Below are 15494 nucleotides of genomic sequence, written 5' to 3'. Positions count from 1 at the left end.
ATGCCTCCCGCAAAGCACACATGCTGCAGATTCGGATTCTCAAGCCGCAGATATTGAGTCAGTCCGACTTATTGTAAACCGAAATTGAGATAAATGTTTACAATACACCTGTGGGCATGCGCGAGAGCTACCTTGTTCTGATCCCTATGGCTCTGTATCTTCTGGCAACTGCGTTCCTGGGGTGCATTGTCAGAAGCGGTCGGTCCTGGAACGAGTTCTTTCTTGCGGGCAGAAGTCTGGGCACGCTTCAACTCACAGGATCGCTTGTTGCCACGATAGTGGGAGCATCATCCACGATCGGCCTTGCCGGCCTCGGATACTCCAGGGGCCTTCCGGGGGCGTGGTGGCTGCTCTCCGGCGCCGTGGGGCTTCTCATCCTCTCAAAGATCGCCCATCTGGTGAGGGGGACAGGGGCGCGCACGCTGCCTGAAATGATAGGAATCTTTTATGGATCATCCGCTAAAAAAGCTGCCTCATCGCTCATCCTGATCGCGTGGCTGGGGGTGATCGCTGCCCAGATCGTCGCTGCCGGGAGGATCATGGGCGCGCTGTTCGGGCACGACTGGGCATGGATGTCTGCCACAGCGATCGTGCTGATAGCATACACTGCTCACGGTGGACAGCGTGCGGTGGTGAGAACAGATCTGCTGCAGCTCTGCGTGATGCTCGCAGGATTGATCCTGATGCTCGCGATATGCCTGAGATCCGCTCCTGAAGCTCTGAACAGCCTGCAATTTCCGACATCTGGGCAGATGAGCCCGCAGGATGTGGTATCCATGGTTGTGGTGGTTGGATCCATGTACCTCATCGGGCCCGATATATACTCAAGAGTCCTCTCCGCAAGGAGCCCTGAGTCTGCCATGGTCTCCCTGAGGCTCTCTGCGATTATCATCATACCGCTTGCATTCGCCATCACATCCATCGGGATCTTCGCCCGGCATCTTCTCCCTGAGATCAGACCGGAGGATGCGCTGATTCTGCTCATGACTGATGTAATTCCTCACTGGGCCGTTGGAGTGATCGCGGCTGCGTTTCTGGCGGCTGTGATGTCATCTGCTGATACATCTCTCCTCACTGCGTCTTCCATCCTCACCCTGGATCTCGGCCTGGGATCGGGAGTCAGAGCGCGGGGGCTGGCTGCGCTATTTGTAGGCTCATGCTCCCTGCTGCTGGCTATGAGCAGGCCCGGGATCATCTCAACGCTGATGCTCTCATACACTGTATTCACAGGCGGCTTTCTGGTTCCAGTGCTTGCAGGCTTCCACAGGGAGAGGCTCGGACTGACCCCGAACTCCGCAACTGCGGGCATACTCTGTGGGGGGATCACATCGCTGATGCTCGGAGGAGTTTACCCCCTCTCTGGAATATGCGCATCCGCTTTCGCAATGGCGATCGTCAGCGCTGTGGAGAAAAGGAGGGGTTGTCCGGATAGGCAATAGCTGAATCTCCGATAGATCTCCCAAGCGATCTCTTATCACATGGATCTCTCCGAAACCGGCTGCTTGGAAGGCGAATTCAAACTGAGCCAGAATCGGATTCTAAAAAAGCTCCTCGTCCTGCGTGTAGCTCTTTCCAAGCCTCAGCGCGATCTCGGCCTTCTCGAGCTCCCTGCCGAGGTATGCAGCGTGATCCAGCCTGCTCACCAGCTTGAGCTCTATCGCTGTGTCCAGTATCTCCCTGGCAGTCCTGCCCTTTATCACCATGCGATCATGCACAGCAACTATCTCATCCCCGCACAGTCCTATCCTGAAGGATCCAGCGGGATCTGCGACGAATGTCCTGCTCTGCCTTGCCTGCCTCACCTCCAGATGGGGCGGAGGCACAAACCCTGGCCGAGGACGCTTCTCCTTCAGGACGAGAAGATCCCTTCCCAGATCCTTTGGGGGGCTCCGCCGCTCTCTGGCCAGCGCCATCATCTCCGCAGCCATCCTGAGCTCCCTGACGCTCCCCCGCGCCTTCCGGCTGTACTCAGGGGTGAAAAGTATGGATGCTCCGAGCTCCTCGCCGATGGCTGCAAGTATCGCGTTAGCTCCCTGACTGTCAGCATCTATGAGCTCTGTCACATTCCCCACACCGAGGAAGAGTGGCATATCCGGGTGGGCTTTTCTGAAACCGATGTATCTCGCTATCGAATCCGCGAGACCGCCGAGCGGGGGCGAGAGAACAGGATCTGCGATCACTGTGAGCCCGAGCTCGAGCGCAGCGCTGATGTTGCTCTCAAGCGTGGTCTCCGGCCCGGGTATCACGACAGCCGGCACATTCCTCTCAAGAAGTGCATCAGCCACAGCGTGCATGTTGCTGCCATCGATGCTCAGAACCAAATCAGCTCCAGCATCAACTCCTGCCAGTATCAGATCCGGCCGGAGCGTGTCTATGCTCACGGGCATCTCCGAAACCATCCTCGCGATTCTCACCGCTCTCCTCACATCATCTGGAAGCGCATCGAGGGGCAGGCCGAGATCGATCATGTCAGCGCCCTGAGACTCATAGTATCTGATCTTGTCCTCCAGAGATCCATCCTCCAGTCGGGTCGCGTCCACTATCTCCGCAAGGACCTTCATCCTGCTCCCGCCGCCTATCCCAAGGCCCCGGATAACGATGGTCGGGCGCGCGTTCCGCTCGATCCTCCTGAGCGCATCCTCTGCACTTTGGGATAGACGTTCCGCTATAAGCGCACATGCTGGCGTTCTGCTCGAGAGCTCGATATCCTCAATGTGGTCCAGAACATAGGCTATATCCGCGGCATGCTTCGGGCCGAGCCTGATCTTTGTGCCGAGCTCCCGCTCCACCTCACTGAAATCTGATGTCACCAGGCCTGGAACCATGATGAGATCGTAGCCGGTGGGTGCTGCTCTTCTTACATGCTCCGGGGTTATGAACGCAGCTATATCAAGATCCAAGACAAGGACATCAGCATGCACCCTGGCGGAATCTGCCGCGCTCCTCACGTCGTGCTCTGCCAGCCTGCCCGTCAGAAGCAACACTTTCATGAGGACCTCTGCGATCAGAACGGTCTGCCTTCCGCGACAACTAGCTCTATTCGATACGACGGTGTATCCTGAACAAAATGAGCCGCACTGTCCGATCTCATAGAACCTCCTGGGGTGCGGTGGAGAGCGGAAACTACGGTCTTCAGGTCGGAGCAGCCGAGATGATGATCATCTCGCTATGTATCTTGGCATCTCGTCGACCTCTATGACGAACGGCTCGTACGGCTCAATGGTGTTTATCCTCCTGACCCTGCCGATGCCGAGGAACTGGAGCTGGGCTCTCGCGGCCTGCGACTCGATCTCCTCGTAGAAGAAGTCGTTCGACTGGATCATCCTGTGAGTCATTATCTGGATCTCGTTTACCCTTGCTATCACACCGGGCGTGCCGTTTACGATATCCTTCAGGCTGGCCTCTGTCACGAAGATCCTGTCTCCCGGGTTCACTCCTCTCAGGGAGAAGAAGTTCAGCGGCGATCTTATCTCGACCGTTCGGACGCGATTATTAACCAGGTCCTTTATCACGTTCCTGGAGATTCCGGTTAGCGCTACACAGATCATCAGCATCACCCGTACATCGGGAACTCCTTTGCTGTGGCCTCTTCGGCACTGGTCTTAACCTGTGCTGCAAGCTGCTGCATCTGCATCTCTATCTCTGCGGCCCTCTCGAGCAGCTTTGCGGTGCTGACGTTCAACCCGTATATCCTGTTGAGCGCATCTATGGTTGCTGCAGCAGATCTCGGGTCAGGTTCATCGCTCATCGTCTCACCGAGCAGGCAGACCGCGGGTATTCCCTTCAGCCTGCACTCGTTCATTATGGATCCGGAGATGCCTGCTATCGTCCCGAGCTCGAATATCTCCGTCACTCCTCTGAGCTTCTCGAGCAGCTCTTCATGCGAGACCGCGCCGAAGACGCGCCTCTGATCCGTCATCAGCGTTATCCCGGCGAGGCAGACGATCTCTCTTGTCTTTATAGAGGCTGCCCACCTCACAATCTCCCTGCTCATATCATATGATGCGAGGGGATGTATCGGTATGTCGGATGTGAGCAGTATCAGATCAAGATCGTCCCGCTCGTAAATGCGGACGGGCATGTTCACGACGCCTCCGAGCAGAACCGCAAGAGGCGGGAAGTATCTTGAGGTCATGGCTCCGAGATAGTTCATTTTGAGCTCGTGGATCATGTACTGGCTGGCTATGTTGCCGACCAGCCCGATCCCCGGAAATCCCTCTATCAGAAGCGGGTTCCTGCACCGCGGCTCCCTCTCCAAGATAACCTGCACAGGATCGTGGTACATGCGTGTATTTGTTGCTCTGATATGAGATAAAATCTTCTGATCCAGGAAGAGGTCGCAGCATTTACCTGTTACAACAAATCCTCTTATCTCAATGCAGGGCAATCAGGCATTCGATATTATTTGAAGTTCAGGAAAACCGATTTCTGGACGCCCTGTTTCTGAACACATTGATGGAAAATATCCAGAGAAGATCATCAAAATAGAATATAATCACATGTGTTTTAGCAAAGAGGTGCGGGCTGAGAAAGAAGATGGAGGGACAGCTTCAGCCCGCGGCTAGTAAGACCAACCGCCAATTAGAACGGATTCTAGTAATACTATTTAAGTTTTGTGTAATAAAGAAGATCACATATTAACAATTTATTCACGCGAATAATGAAGCCTGAATGTGCTTGGATAACAGCGATCCAACCACATCATGATGCGAATGAAGATCGTGTACCAATATCATCTAGTTTCGATGCATCCGACCCTGTGGGAGCCATATGGCATTGTTCTAACGAAGCCGATTCCTGACAGCATATTCAATTATAGAAGACATACACATGTGCTTCTGATGATCTCTCCGAGCTCTCGCATTCCTTCCGCTGCCAAATATGCGCGAGAAGTGCATGAAAATATGAAGAAACGGGACGCCAGCAGATCCTCACACGTACATATCTCCGCGCTCTATCTCTCTGGACGCCTTCTTCCTAAGCGACTCAGCAAGCCGCAAGTAGTACTTCATGGTGTCCGGGGTCACAGATGGACCTATCTCGCGAATTGCCGCGTGGAAGTGCCTCTGCTGGACGTGCTCCGAGCTCATGCTCTCTCTCAGAGCCAGGCGACCTGCCTTTCTGCATATCGCCGCTATATCGGCTCCAGTGTAATGCTCCGTCATCTCAACAAGCGCATCTATATCGACATCCGGAGCCAGAGGCATGTTCTTCGTATGAACCTCGAAGATCTTCCTTCTGGAGGGTTTGTCGGGCACGGGCACGAGTATCAGCTCGTCGAATCGTCCTGGCCTCAGAAGCGCAGGGTCCACGATATCAGGGCGGTTTGTCGCTCCTATAACCACAACACCATGGAGCTCCTCCAGCCCGTCCATCTCAGAGAGCAGCTGGTTCACGATCCTCTCAGTGACATGTGGCTCGCCAACCGCACCGCCGCGAACCGGGACGAGAGCATCGAGTTCATCCAGGAATATCACAGCTGGAGCGACCTGCCTGGCCTTTCTGAATATCTCCGCGACCCGCTTCTCGCTCTCGCCGTACCATTTGGAGAGGAGCGCGCTTCCCTTCGCGGTTATGAAGTTGGCATCGCTCTCGTTTGCAACCGCCTTTGCCAGCATGGTCTTTCCAGTGCCGGGAGGTCCATACAGGAGTATTCCCTTTGGGGCATTGATCCCCAGCCTCTTGAAGTTGCTCGCATAGCGTAGCGGCCACTCAACAGCCTCTATGAGGAGCTGCTTCACGTCCTCAAGACCGCCTATGTCGTCCCAGCTGACCTTCGGGACCTCGACCATGATCTCCCTCAGCGCGGAGGGCTGTATCTCCCTGAGAGCTGCCTCGAAGTCGACCCGCCGGACGACGAGCCTGTCGAGGATCTCCTTGGGTATCGTCGGCTCATCCAGATCTATCTCCGGCAGGATCCTGCGCAGAGCATTCATGGCAGCCTCCCTGCACACGGCCGCTATGTCCGCACCCACAAATCCGTAGGTCAGCTCAGCGAACTCCTCGATGTTGACATCATCTGCAAGAGGCATGCCCCTGGTGTGTATCTGGAAGATCTCCTTTCTGCCCTCATAATCCGGGACTCCGAGCTCTATCTCCCTGTCAAACCTTCCAGGCCTCCTGAGAGCGACATCCAGGGCCTCGGGCCTGTTTGTGGAGCCGATGACGAGAACGTTCTTCCTCTCCTTCAGACCGTCCATGAGCGATAGGAGCTGCGCGACGACCCTCCTCTCCACCTCTCCTGTGACCTCCCCGCGCTTCGGAGCTATCGAGTCCAGCTCGTCCAGGAATATTATCGCAGGAGCGTTCTTCTCAGCCTCCTCGAATATGTCTCTCAGAGCCTTCTCAGACTCGCCGTAATACTTGGACATTATCTCCGGCCCGTTGACAGATATGAAGTACGCATCGCTCTCGTTTGCAACCGCCTTTGCCAGCATGGTCTTACCTGTGCCTGGAGGCCCGTATAGGAGTATGCCCTTAGGTGGATCTATGCCCAGCCGGTCGAAGAGCTCCGGGTGCTTCAGCGGGAGCTCGATCATCTCCCTGACCTTGGTTATTGCGTTCTTCAGCCCTCCGACATCCTCGTAGCAGACAGATGGCACAGGCCGCTCTGAGATCTCAACAGCCTGGGGCAGAAGCTCGATCTCGGTCGCATCAGTTATCTTGACAAGCCCCGAGGGATTCGTGGAGACTACCCTGAGCTTGATCTCTCCCAGGCCGAAAGCCTGAGCTCCCAGGAAACCCCGGAATATCTCCTCGAACATCGTCTCTCTGCCGAATGTGTCTGATGGCGGTCTTCGAACACTTGTCGTCGATATTATGTCGCCCTTGCAGACCGGTCTCCCCTGGAAGACCTTTGTGAGCACCTCGCTCGGAGCGAAGATCTGCATGCCCTTCGTCACAGGGGCGAGGGTCACGTGCTTCGCCTCCGACCACTCCGCCTTCTTCACCTCAACATACTGACCTATGCTCGATCCGGCGTTCGATCTGATCAGGCCGTCCATGCGTATGATGTCCAGCCCCTGGTCTGAGCTGTAAGCGCTCACGACCAGCGCAGCGGTTCTCCTGTCGCCTGTGATCTCGATGACATCAAGCGGGCGCACGCCCATCCTCTTCATGTATTCATCGCTGACCCTGGCTATGCCCTTTCCCACATCCCTCTGATCTGCCTCTGCAACCTTCAGCCGCACAGATTCGCTCATAGTCCAAAACCATCCCCTGAATGCGGTACGCGTTCCCGATTTCCGACCCCAGCGAGCTCCAATCCCCTTAGGGAAATATGGTAGATTGATTCTTAAAAGTTTGCCTCTTGGTGCTGTGTTGAATAATTAAGAGCTCTAAGGTCGAGAGCTATTGATTTTTACTAGGATTGCAATTCGTATGAATCCAGCCTCTGCTATCGGATTCTCAAACATTATTCAACACAGCAGTTCAAACAAAAAGTTTTTATGAAATGGCACACATTCCGGAGAGAGAGTGGTTACAGAAATTTGGTGGGTTGATATGGAGAGGCTCCGGCGGGTTCTTCTGGTGGAGGATAACGATGCGCATGCTTTGCTCATCCAGCGGATATTTGAGGAGAACGGCTCGGCCTGGAGCGTCTCGCGCGTCTCGAACCTCGCAGATGCTTTGAGATTTCTTGATGAGAACAAGAACTCCCTCCCAGATGTTGTCATTGCTGACTACAGTTTGCCAGACGGCACAGGTCTCGATCTTACGGGAAGTGCTGGATCTCCCGAGGATGTTGGTTTCCCTCTCATAATACTGACAGGCGTGGGCTCTGAGAAGCTTGCTGTGCAGACCATGAAGTCAGGCGCCATGGATTACGTCGTGAAGAGTCCTGATGACCTCCGTCACCTCCCATCCACTGTGAGCAGAATCCTGAAGGAGTGGGAAACTCTGATGGAGAGGAGAAGAACGGAGATGGAGATCGCAAAGTGCGTCTCGGATCTTGAAGCCGATAAATTGAACCTCGATGAGTTCATGGACAAGATCTCGCAGGACCTGGGAGAGGCGATCAGCACCATAAAGGAGACAAACTCAAAGATAAAGGAGAGGCTCGGCAATAACATCGATGAAGAGACGCTCAACGATCTATACAGGATCGAGAGCGCTGCTGAGAGGGCCGGCATGCTCACCGAAAAGCTCTTCGAGTACCTGCTGCCCCTGTACTTCGACAGCTCCCTTGTGAAGATATACATGCAAAACCTTGAGGAGCTGAAGAGAAGAAATGCGAGCGAGAGGTAAATTCGTTCACCTGGATCAGCGAAGCGCGATTTATGTGCTAGCACAACTGATGCGCGGGGTTGTCTCATTGAATGTTCTCTAGGGCAGTTATTTCCAGCCTCCATGGCATGCGACAGGGTTTTAATGCCAGAATGTATTGCCAGTTGAGCAGCAGTCACATCTTAATAGTTTGTCATCCATAAAGCAAGCAGATGTTGCGCCAGAGGTTTGTTTTCGATACCACCGCCCTCACCGACTCGCAGGCGTGGGAGAGCGAGGGCTGCAGCACGCTCTGCGAGGGCATGTCTGCCATCCTCCATCGTGTCGCACAGGCGAGGCTACATCTGGGTATCAGCTGCTATGTTCCGTATCCATCGGTTTACAACGAGATCAGGGATTTCGTAAGGAACAACAACTGTGACATAGCCATACTGGGAAAGGTCGATACATGGCTAGTCAAGAAGACGCCCGACAGGTACAGGGTAAAGATACCCTCGAAGATATTCTACGAGTACGTGGACTACATGAGGAGCAGGATCAACAAGGGCATGAACGTCTCGGAGGAGGCGATATGGGAGGCTGTCTCGCGGTGCATCTCCTTAAATTCAACAGGCCAGAGCCTGGATCAGATGAGAGAGGAGATCGAGCGGGAGGTGGTGGGGAGCATAATAAGAAAGTTCCGCGAGAAGTACAGGGCAGCCCTGAGATACGGCATACTCGACAGCGCCCCGGACATCGATGTTCTGCTGCTTGCAAAAGACCTCGATGCCGCGGTCGTATCCCAGGATCTCGGTATTCAGAGATGGGCAGAGCAGCTGGGGCTCAGGTTCATGGAGGCGAGGGCCTTCCCGCAGATGGTCAGGGAGTACATGAGCTTTGTTCCCATCCACACAGAAGAGCTTGAGGACCGGCTGGTCTGAGACTGCCTCATAATTTCGGGCCATGCATCCGTATCATCGAGATCAACCGCAATTCAGGTTGGGATACATGATGCTGACGCTCTTTATGTGTTCAGCAACTTGTAGGCTGTGCAGGCTGCTGGATGCATAAATTCGCCCGCCTGAGGCGCATACAGCAAGACCAGCGCCTCCAAGGGCAGATTAGGAGGATTGATCAGAAAATAGTCCGCAATCAGCCGCAATACAGAATCAAAGAAAATCAGCCAAACAAAAACAGGTTGAGAAATGAGTTTTGGCGCCTCTCGGCGCGTGGATCTCATCTCACCCTTGCGGGCCTGTGTTTCTGATAACACTCTTTGCAGTATACTGGCCTGGACCCATCGGGCTTGAATGGAACCTGTGTCTGTTTACCGCAATCCGAGCATACCACATCATGCATCTCTCTTGGGCCGTGGTTGAAGCCACCCCTATTACCAAATCTCATATATTTCACTTCTTATTCGACTCGAGAAGAGCCGCTCTGCCACAAAAACATCTCAACAAAATCACTTGAATCGATGTAATGCAGCACCCCAACCAAGGACGATTCAGTATATATAGTTATCCCTTGGATCGCGCTTGGATAGCTGCTGAAGAGAAGTTTTATCAAAACCGCATTCGATAGTAGAGGCGCGCCAAAAGGATGATATTGACTGCGAATGACTGAGGTCACACTGCATGACGTCATGCGCAGTCTGCGGATTTCCAAAAATTACTTATCATGGTCTGCGCAGGTACAGATACGATGGATGTCTCATTCTCATCATGGAAGCTCGCAAACGAAGGCAAAGGCCCACTTCCGCTCAGCGGAGAGAGCTTCTCGTTCCTGTTCGACAGAAGGTACACGAACAGGCTCAACAGGATGAGCCGGGTATTCTTCGAGGCCTATGCTAAGGCGACTGCCGAGCTCGCCATCTCAGAGGATCGTTTCCCCAGCCTGAGCGAGGTCGAGGCGAAGATGGAGAGCGGGGCAGTCTATGCCTTCAAGGACAGACTCATGAAGAACACCCAGTTCTTCGATGAGGTGAAGATCTCGGGCGTCTCATACCTCGTTCCGAGAGCATATCATTTCGTGGACTCCTCCGGCATATACACAGACCTGATCTTCGATTTCGAGAAGGGATCGGTCACGCTGCCAAGCCGGCGAAAGGTTCCACTTCTAAAGGAGAGGGCTGAGATCAGAGAGCCGCATGCTGCGGAGACGACCGGAGAGGAGAGGGCTCCAGAGCCAATGGAGCCTGCCGGGACGGAGGTGCCAGGGGGCGAGCCCCCTGCAGAGGAGATCCCAGGAGCGGCGGAGGCGACGCGCGAGGAGCCTGAGAAGCCGTCTGAGATACAACAACCTCCAAGACATGATGTTGCTGAGGCACTGTACATGGAGGAGGCACCGGGGGAGACCCCTGAAGGGACTCGCCCGTCGATACCACCGGCGATCCAGGCCGGGCCGGAGGCGATGGCCGAGGCTGGAGAGAAGATCGCGGCTGAGAAGAGTCCAGGATACTCACGAACTCAGATCGGAATCCTCCTGGCAGCTCTGCTCATCGCGGCTGGAATCGGTGCCTTCTTCGTTTACTCGCCATTTCTCGCCCCGGCCCAGATAGACCACGTGCTGTATGCCGCGTACATCTCAAACAGCACAAACGAGAGCATACTCAACTTTGATGTCGAGAACCCGGCTGGCATACAGCATGAGGTGGAGCTGATCCTCCCGGAGAACATCGACAGATCTGTAATCGCCAGAGGCGGCACCGTGACCGTGTCACACTACAGAGGTACTGTCGTCAGGATGTCCTCGTCTGGCGACTCGAGCATAAAGGTGTACCTGTCAGATAAGAGAGATTGTGTTCCGGTCGTGCTGAGCGTATCGGTGCCTGAGGGCTACGACTCAGGCATAGTTGTACACGGCAGGAGCTATGAGGTCAGCAAGAGGGACCGCGAGCTCGAGCTCAGACTGAACGTCACACCTGAGAGGGTGGAGTTTGACCAGAGCTACATGCGAACGCGATAGGCTTGCTGTGGTGGTCGGGAGCTCCGAGGCAGCAGGTGTCATCGGAATGCTTCGGGAGAAGGGGCTGCTCGACAAGCGCAGGAAGATCGTGCGCAGGGGAGAGATGGTTGAGATCCCTGTACTGAAGGAGATAACAGGGATGCAGATCGTCGAGCAGCAATCCCCGGAGCACTATATCAAAATGCCGGAGCTCGCAGATCTCCTGGATGGATCGATTCCAGAACCCCTCAAGAAACTCCTGCCGAGGGGGTGGTTCATACTGGGAGACACGATAATCCTCAGGATCAACCCTGCTCTCTCGGAGCACAGGCGGGTGATAGGCGCTGCTCTTCTCAGGCTCTATCCACGATGCAGATGTGTCCTTGAGGATAAGGGTGTCAGAGGCCAGTTCAGGGAGCCCTGCAGGGAGGTGATCGCAGGGACACCCGGGGAGACGATCCACAGGGAGAATGGAGTCATCTTCAAGCTCGATCCGATGAGGATAATGTTCTCGCAGGGCAACGTGAAGGAGAGGATGCGGATGGCATCTCTCGGTAAAGATGAGATTGTCGTTGATATGTTCGCTGGGATAGGCTACTTCTCCCTGCCTATGGCAGTGCACTCAAGGCCGTCGAGGATCACAGCGATCGAGATAAATCCGATCGCCCATAAATACCTGGTGGAGAACATCAGGCTGAATCGCGTTGAGGATATCGTCGAGCCGGTGCTTGGAGACTGTGCTGTTCTGACACCAGAAGGAGAAGCTGACAGGGTCATAATGGGCATGGTGGGGATAACCGAGAGATACCTGAGAAGGGGAATAGAGGCATTGAGGCCAGGCGGTATCCTGCACTACCATCAGAACGTGCCTGCATGGCAGTATCCTGACGCTCTGATAAGGCCTCCTGTGCATGCTGCAGCGCTTCTTGGGAGATCTGCGGAGCCGCTCGGATGCCACAAAATCAAAAAGTATGCCCCCGGGATCATACACGGGGTCACAGACATCAGGATATGCTGATCGCTGACATGCATCTGTGCAGCAGAAGCAATGGTCTGGTCCATCCTGCGGATGAGCGAGCGCTTTCAGCACCTGTTTGTGTCAGCTATTCGCTCACGAGGGAGCTTCAATGCACTCCTGCCCCAGAAGATGCCGAGGATGAGATGCTGATTTCAGGAATCACAGCATCCTGGAGACTACGCAGCTCCTTACCCCACATATCCCGATCATCTCACACGAATCGCATCTCTCGCCCCTTACATCTGGCATCTCTCCATCGCGTATCTCGCGCACACGGTCCCTCACCCAGATCGCCCGCGATCTGTCCAGGCCCCTGATGCGCACGCGTCTTATCTCTCCCTCGCGCACGTACTCCACCTGCCCCGTGGAGACCTCAACCCCAAAGCGCTCTTCGAGGAGCATCGCATACCCGGCGAGCTGTATCCTGTCCCTCCTCCACACACCCTCTGCGGGCGATCTGCCGGTGCGGACTATGGAGGGAATCATCTGAGCCTCTCCGCTCAGCAGCATTCCAAGCAGCCCCCGCCGTCTTGGCTCAGGCCTGACCAGCCTGTCCAGGATGCCGGAGAGCCCCAGACGCTCTGAGCGCAGCTCCACCTCGATATCACAGGGCGTCACGAGCTCCCTGGGAACAGATGCGATCCTGGCGATCGAATCCCTCATGTCATCAATGGATCTGATGACGTCTTCCTCGGGAATCCTGTGAATCGTAGCGAAATCCTTCACAACCTTTGACAGATCTCCGCGCAGATCATCTGGAGACGGATAAAGCGCGAGATGGCGGAGAAGCGTGCGCCCCGTGTCAGCTCTGAAGCATTCTCTGCCCATCGACTCCAGATATACGAGCATCGGGCACCTCAGGTAAAGCCCTATATCGTGAATCCTGACAAACATGAGCTCACAGCCTGAACATCGCCCTGAAGCTCTTTGACCCTATCTCTCCCTTTCTGTTGATGGACGCCATTCCATCCGGACCAGTGGGGCGACCAGAAGATGCCTGCTCGGAGTTTCCGGTGGCATTCGGAGCCGATGGGATCGATGATGTGATGTTGTTCTCATCAAATTGTGGCTCATGCATCGATAAGGGCATGCTGCTCCAGATCGGGAGCCTGAAGCTGGCGACGAAGAGATCCTCCTGCTCAAGATCTCCTGTGAGCAACATGCCGATAACCACGCATTCATCTCCTCTGCACGCAACAGACGTCGCGATGCCCCTGCCCATCCCGTAAGACGCCAGCGGCACTCCGTTAGGATCCGTGACCACCAGCATCATGCTCCAGTCGTTGGTTTGACCGCTTCTTCCAGCTATGACGTATCCATCATCATACTCTGCGACCGCCATGCCCACCTGATCCCCCTCTCCTCCAAAGCTCCTCCACCACAGGAGATCTCCCTGCGGCGATATCTTGGCGAGCAGCATATCCTTGTCCCCTCGTTTCGTCTCTGTTCTTCCTGCCAGAACAAACCCATCCCCTGATGAGATCATCGATAGCGCTGCATCGCTCCCGCTACCCCCAAGAGATCTGTTCCACATCTCTGAGCCCAGATGGTTCGTCATGACAATATACACATTCTCGTTGCCTGCATCTGTTCCATATCCTGAGGCGATGTACCCGAAGGTTGCGCGCTCAACCGAGAATCCTACATCATCCTGAGAACGGCCGAATGCCTTCGACCAGAGAACCCTACCATTCCGATCCAGCTTGATCAGCCAAAGATCCTTGCCGCCCGAGCCGAATGATCTGGTCGATCCGGCTATCACGAAACCATCGCCCGTGTCCCTGACAGACCATCCAGCCTCGCCATCTGTGATGAAACCGCCCAGCACCCTGTCCCAGAGGAGATCTCCTCGCTCATCGAGCCGCAGCACCCAGAGCTTCTCGCCCCCAGGGCCGAAGGAGTCGGTGGTGCCGACCGCGATGAATCCGCCGCCCTCCACCTCATCTATTCCGTAGCCCATATCATCACCAGGACCGCCGTATGTCCTGGCCCATTCGATCTCCCCCCGGCTGTTGAGCTTCAGCACCCAGAGATCTGTATCGTTCCTCACAGTGTACCCGATAACTGCATATCCACCATCGCTCGTCTCCCTAAGAGACCACCCGCCGTCTGAATATGGTCCTCCATAAATATGCATCCACACAACATCAGCTGGCATGGCTTGCGGGACGACATCCCCGTGCACATCTGCTATCAGAAGAGCTATCAGGACCAGTGGTATCGATCTCATGCTGCAGGCTCGTGAAAGATCACAGACTTATCGACCTGAAAGTCCCCGCTCAGGGAGATTCTGGACCATATGCCCTCTCGCCCGAATGTCCTTTTGCTTGCCTCCATGCTCCAGAAGCCCCTGATGTTCCCGCTCAAAGAGGATGCAACATCACTTCCCACACTCATGCTTGCAATCGCCTCATTGGATGAAACGCCAGAAGCTGTGGTCTGATTAATCGTGCTGTTTCCATCGAGAGCCGATCCGTTCAGGCTGGCAGTGCTGTTATTCGCAGGCAGAGGCCGGGTTTTTAGCATCGATTCCAGCGATGACAGGAAACGCTTCTCCATCATTGAGGGGGCTTCCGAGGAGATGCCAAAGTTGAGGGCAGAGGATAATCCGACCATCAGCACCACCACTGCCGCAATTCCCTTCAACACACCACCCCTGTGGAGAAGAGGCGCTCTATCGATTTTAACCTTTCCACAGTGCATGCGACGCGATCGAATCGCCGGCAGACCCAGACTGAGATGTGTGAAGATGTTTCATAAGATGGCAGAGCCAGATGCTGCCGGCAAGATCTGATGCTCCATCTCCCGTTGAATGTTGGGCATGCCCTCCGACGCCCCGAAATGACCAGGAGAAGTCAGATCAGGCTTCTGAAGAGCACCGGCCTGCCCGAGACCTGGGCGATCATCCACGGGTCGTTCAGCATCTCTGGAGATGCGAAGTCAGGCGCGTTTTTGGCGCTCAGGCTCGCGTTCTCGATTATCGGCGTGCTGTTTGTGGGAAATGCTGGATAGAACCACACCCCTGAACCCATGTACTCGAGTCTGCCGCCCACGAGCATGTGCCACTTCGGAACCGAACCCCAGGACCAGAGCCCGTCCGTTGCTGCAATGGTCCTGTTTACCCCAACAGACTCCATCTGCTCCAGGCTCTGGAGCCAGGCTTTTCCGAAATCACCACCAACCTGCTGTGCGCCATCTCCAGTTATGGAGACGACTTGCGGAACCGAAATGAAAAGCATGACAATCAGCGCGATGATCCTCATACGCAACCTCCATGCCACCGAACTTTGAGCAGACAGTATCAACCCAAGCCTCATCTTAATGT

General features: G+C 55.0%; 14 protein-coding genes. 5 read left to right on the top strand and 9 right to left on the bottom strand.

Features of this window, described 5'->3' with window-relative positions; genetic code table 11:
* Positions 1 to 116: 116 nt before the first annotated feature.
* Positions 117 to 1439 carry a sodium:solute symporter family protein gene (locus tag NQU42_RS07005; RefSeq protein ID WP_296610175.1) on the top strand — a complete coding sequence of 441 codons (1323 nt, stop codon included), beginning with the start codon at positions 117 to 119 and terminating at the stop codon, positions 1437 to 1439.
* 99 nt (positions 1440 to 1538) lie between these two features.
* Here NQU42_RS07005 and NQU42_RS07000 read toward each other — a convergent pair whose 3' ends face one another.
* The 4 genes from NQU42_RS07000 to NQU42_RS06985 form a co-directional block, all read right to left on the bottom strand.
* Positions 1539 to 2990, bottom strand: coding sequence for a dihydropteroate synthase-like protein (locus NQU42_RS07000; RefSeq protein WP_296610174.1), 1452 nt, complete (start codon positions 2988 to 2990; stop codon positions 1539 to 1541).
* A 168-nt stretch (positions 2991 to 3158) separates the two neighbouring features.
* Positions 3159 to 3548, bottom strand: coding sequence for a DUF473 domain-containing protein (locus NQU42_RS06995; RefSeq protein WP_011695905.1), 390 nt, complete (start codon positions 3546 to 3548; stop codon positions 3159 to 3161).
* Positions 3549 to 3553: 5 nt separating this feature from the next.
* Positions 3554 to 4285 carry a proteasome assembly chaperone family protein gene (locus NQU42_RS06990; RefSeq protein ID WP_296610172.1) on the bottom strand — a complete coding sequence of 244 codons (732 nt, stop codon included), beginning with the start codon at positions 4283 to 4285 and terminating at the stop codon, positions 3554 to 3556.
* Between the two features lie 646 nt (positions 4286 to 4931).
* Positions 4932 to 7202: a CDC48 family AAA ATPase gene (locus NQU42_RS06985; RefSeq protein ID WP_296610171.1), complete on the bottom strand. Its 2271-nt coding sequence runs from the start codon at positions 7200 to 7202 to the stop codon at positions 4932 to 4934.
* A gap of 274 nt (positions 7203 to 7476) precedes the next feature.
* On the opposite strand from NQU42_RS06985, the gene NQU42_RS06980 reads away from it, so the two are divergent.
* Together NQU42_RS06980 and NQU42_RS06975 are read left to right on the top strand one after the other, a co-directional pair.
* Positions 7477 to 8247 (top strand): response regulator, encoded by a 771-nt coding sequence (locus NQU42_RS06980; protein ID WP_296610169.1) that lies wholly within the window; start codon positions 7477 to 7479, stop codon positions 8245 to 8247.
* A 191-nt stretch (positions 8248 to 8438) separates the two neighbouring features.
* Entirely contained in the window at positions 8439 to 9146 is a 708-nt protein-coding gene (locus NQU42_RS06975; RefSeq protein ID WP_296610168.1) for an RNA ligase partner protein, read from the top strand.
* A 295-nt stretch (positions 9147 to 9441) separates the two neighbouring features.
* On the opposite strand, the gene NQU42_RS06970 is transcribed toward NQU42_RS06975, so the two are convergent.
* Positions 9442 to 9609 (bottom strand): CxxC-x17-CxxC domain-containing protein, encoded by a 168-nt coding sequence (locus NQU42_RS06970; protein WP_297759287.1) that lies wholly within the window; start codon positions 9607 to 9609, stop codon positions 9442 to 9444.
* A 300-nt stretch (positions 9610 to 9909) separates the two neighbouring features.
* On the opposite strand from NQU42_RS06970, the gene NQU42_RS06965 reads away from it, so the two are divergent.
* Together NQU42_RS06965 and NQU42_RS06960 are read left to right on the top strand one after the other, a co-directional pair.
* Positions 9910 to 11172, top strand: coding sequence for a hypothetical protein (locus NQU42_RS06965; RefSeq protein ID WP_296610166.1), 1263 nt, complete (start codon positions 9910 to 9912; stop codon positions 11170 to 11172).
* Entirely contained in the window at positions 11144 to 12169 is a 1026-nt protein-coding gene (locus NQU42_RS06960; protein WP_296610165.1) for a class I SAM-dependent methyltransferase family protein, read from the top strand. The genes NQU42_RS06965 and NQU42_RS06960 overlap by 29 nt, the downstream gene beginning before the upstream one ends.
* 159 nt (positions 12170 to 12328) lie before the next feature.
* Here the strand turns inward: NQU42_RS06960 and NQU42_RS06955 are convergent, their stop codons facing one another.
* The 4 genes from NQU42_RS06955 to NQU42_RS06940 all read right to left on the bottom strand — a co-directional run bounded on the left by NQU42_RS06955 (position 12329) and on the right by NQU42_RS06940 (position 15432).
* On the bottom strand, positions 12329 to 13063 hold the full coding sequence (locus NQU42_RS06955; protein WP_296610164.1) for a Dna2/Cas4 domain-containing protein: 735 nt from the start codon (positions 13061 to 13063) through the stop codon (positions 12329 to 12331).
* A gap of 4 nt (positions 13064 to 13067) precedes the next feature.
* A complete protein-coding gene (locus tag NQU42_RS06950; RefSeq protein ID WP_296610162.1) occupies positions 13068 to 14399 on the bottom strand; it encodes a hypothetical protein in 1332 nt (443 codons plus the stop codon).
* Positions 14396 to 14815 (bottom strand): hypothetical protein, encoded by a 420-nt coding sequence (locus NQU42_RS06945; protein ID WP_296610161.1) that lies wholly within the window; start codon positions 14813 to 14815, stop codon positions 14396 to 14398. The genes NQU42_RS06950 and NQU42_RS06945 overlap by 4 nt, the downstream gene beginning before the upstream one ends.
* Positions 14816 to 15024: 209 nt before the next feature.
* Entirely contained in the window at positions 15025 to 15432 is a 408-nt protein-coding gene (locus NQU42_RS06940) for a hypothetical protein (RefSeq protein WP_296610159.1), read from the bottom strand.
* Between the last annotated feature and the right edge of the window lie 62 nt (positions 15433 to 15494).

This window comes from Methanothrix sp. (assembly GCF_024518575.1).
GTDB lineage: Archaea > Halobacteriota > Methanosarcinia > Methanotrichales > Methanotrichaceae > Methanothrix_B.
Note: the sequence above shows the minus strand (reverse complement) of the source record. Positions and strands in the feature narration are given on the sequence as shown.

What these genes read in the sequence shown, in the direction of transcription:
- NQU42_RS07005 (WP_296610175.1), top strand. Translation starts at nt 117, where the DNA reads ATGCGCGAGAGCTACCTTGTTCTGATCCCTATGGCTCTGTATCTTCTG.
- NQU42_RS07000 (WP_296610174.1), bottom strand. Translation starts at nt 2,990, where the DNA reads ATGAAAGTGTTGCTTCTGACGGGCAGGCTGGCAGAGCACGACGTGAGG.
- NQU42_RS06995 (WP_011695905.1), bottom strand. Translation starts at nt 3,548, where the DNA reads ATGATCTGTGTAGCGCTAACCGGAATCTCCAGGAACGTGATAAAGGAC.
- NQU42_RS06990 (WP_296610172.1), bottom strand. Translation starts at nt 4,285, where the DNA reads ATGTACCACGATCCTGTGCAGGTTATCTTGGAGAGGGAGCCGCGGTGC.
- NQU42_RS06985 (WP_296610171.1), bottom strand. Translation starts at nt 7,202, where the DNA reads ATGAGCGAATCTGTGCGGCTGAAGGTTGCAGAGGCAGATCAGAGGGAT.
- NQU42_RS06975 (WP_296610168.1), top strand. Translation starts at nt 8,439, where the DNA reads ATGTTGCGCCAGAGGTTTGTTTTCGATACCACCGCCCTCACCGACTCG.
- NQU42_RS06970 (WP_297759287.1), bottom strand. Translation starts at nt 9,609, where the DNA reads ATGAGATTTGGTAATAGGGGTGGCTTCAACCACGGCCCAAGAGAGATG.
- NQU42_RS06965 (WP_296610166.1), top strand. Translation starts at nt 9,910, where the DNA reads ATGGATGTCTCATTCTCATCATGGAAGCTCGCAAACGAAGGCAAAGGC.
- NQU42_RS06955 (WP_296610164.1), bottom strand. Translation starts at nt 13,063, where the DNA reads ATGTTTGTCAGGATTCACGATATAGGGCTTTACCTGAGGTGCCCGATG.
- NQU42_RS06950 (WP_296610162.1), bottom strand. Translation starts at nt 14,399, where the DNA reads ATGAGATCGATACCACTGGTCCTGATAGCTCTTCTGATAGCAGATGTG.
- NQU42_RS06940 (WP_296610159.1), bottom strand. Translation starts at nt 15,432, where the DNA reads ATGAGGATCATCGCGCTGATTGTCATGCTTTTCATTTCGGTTCCGCAA.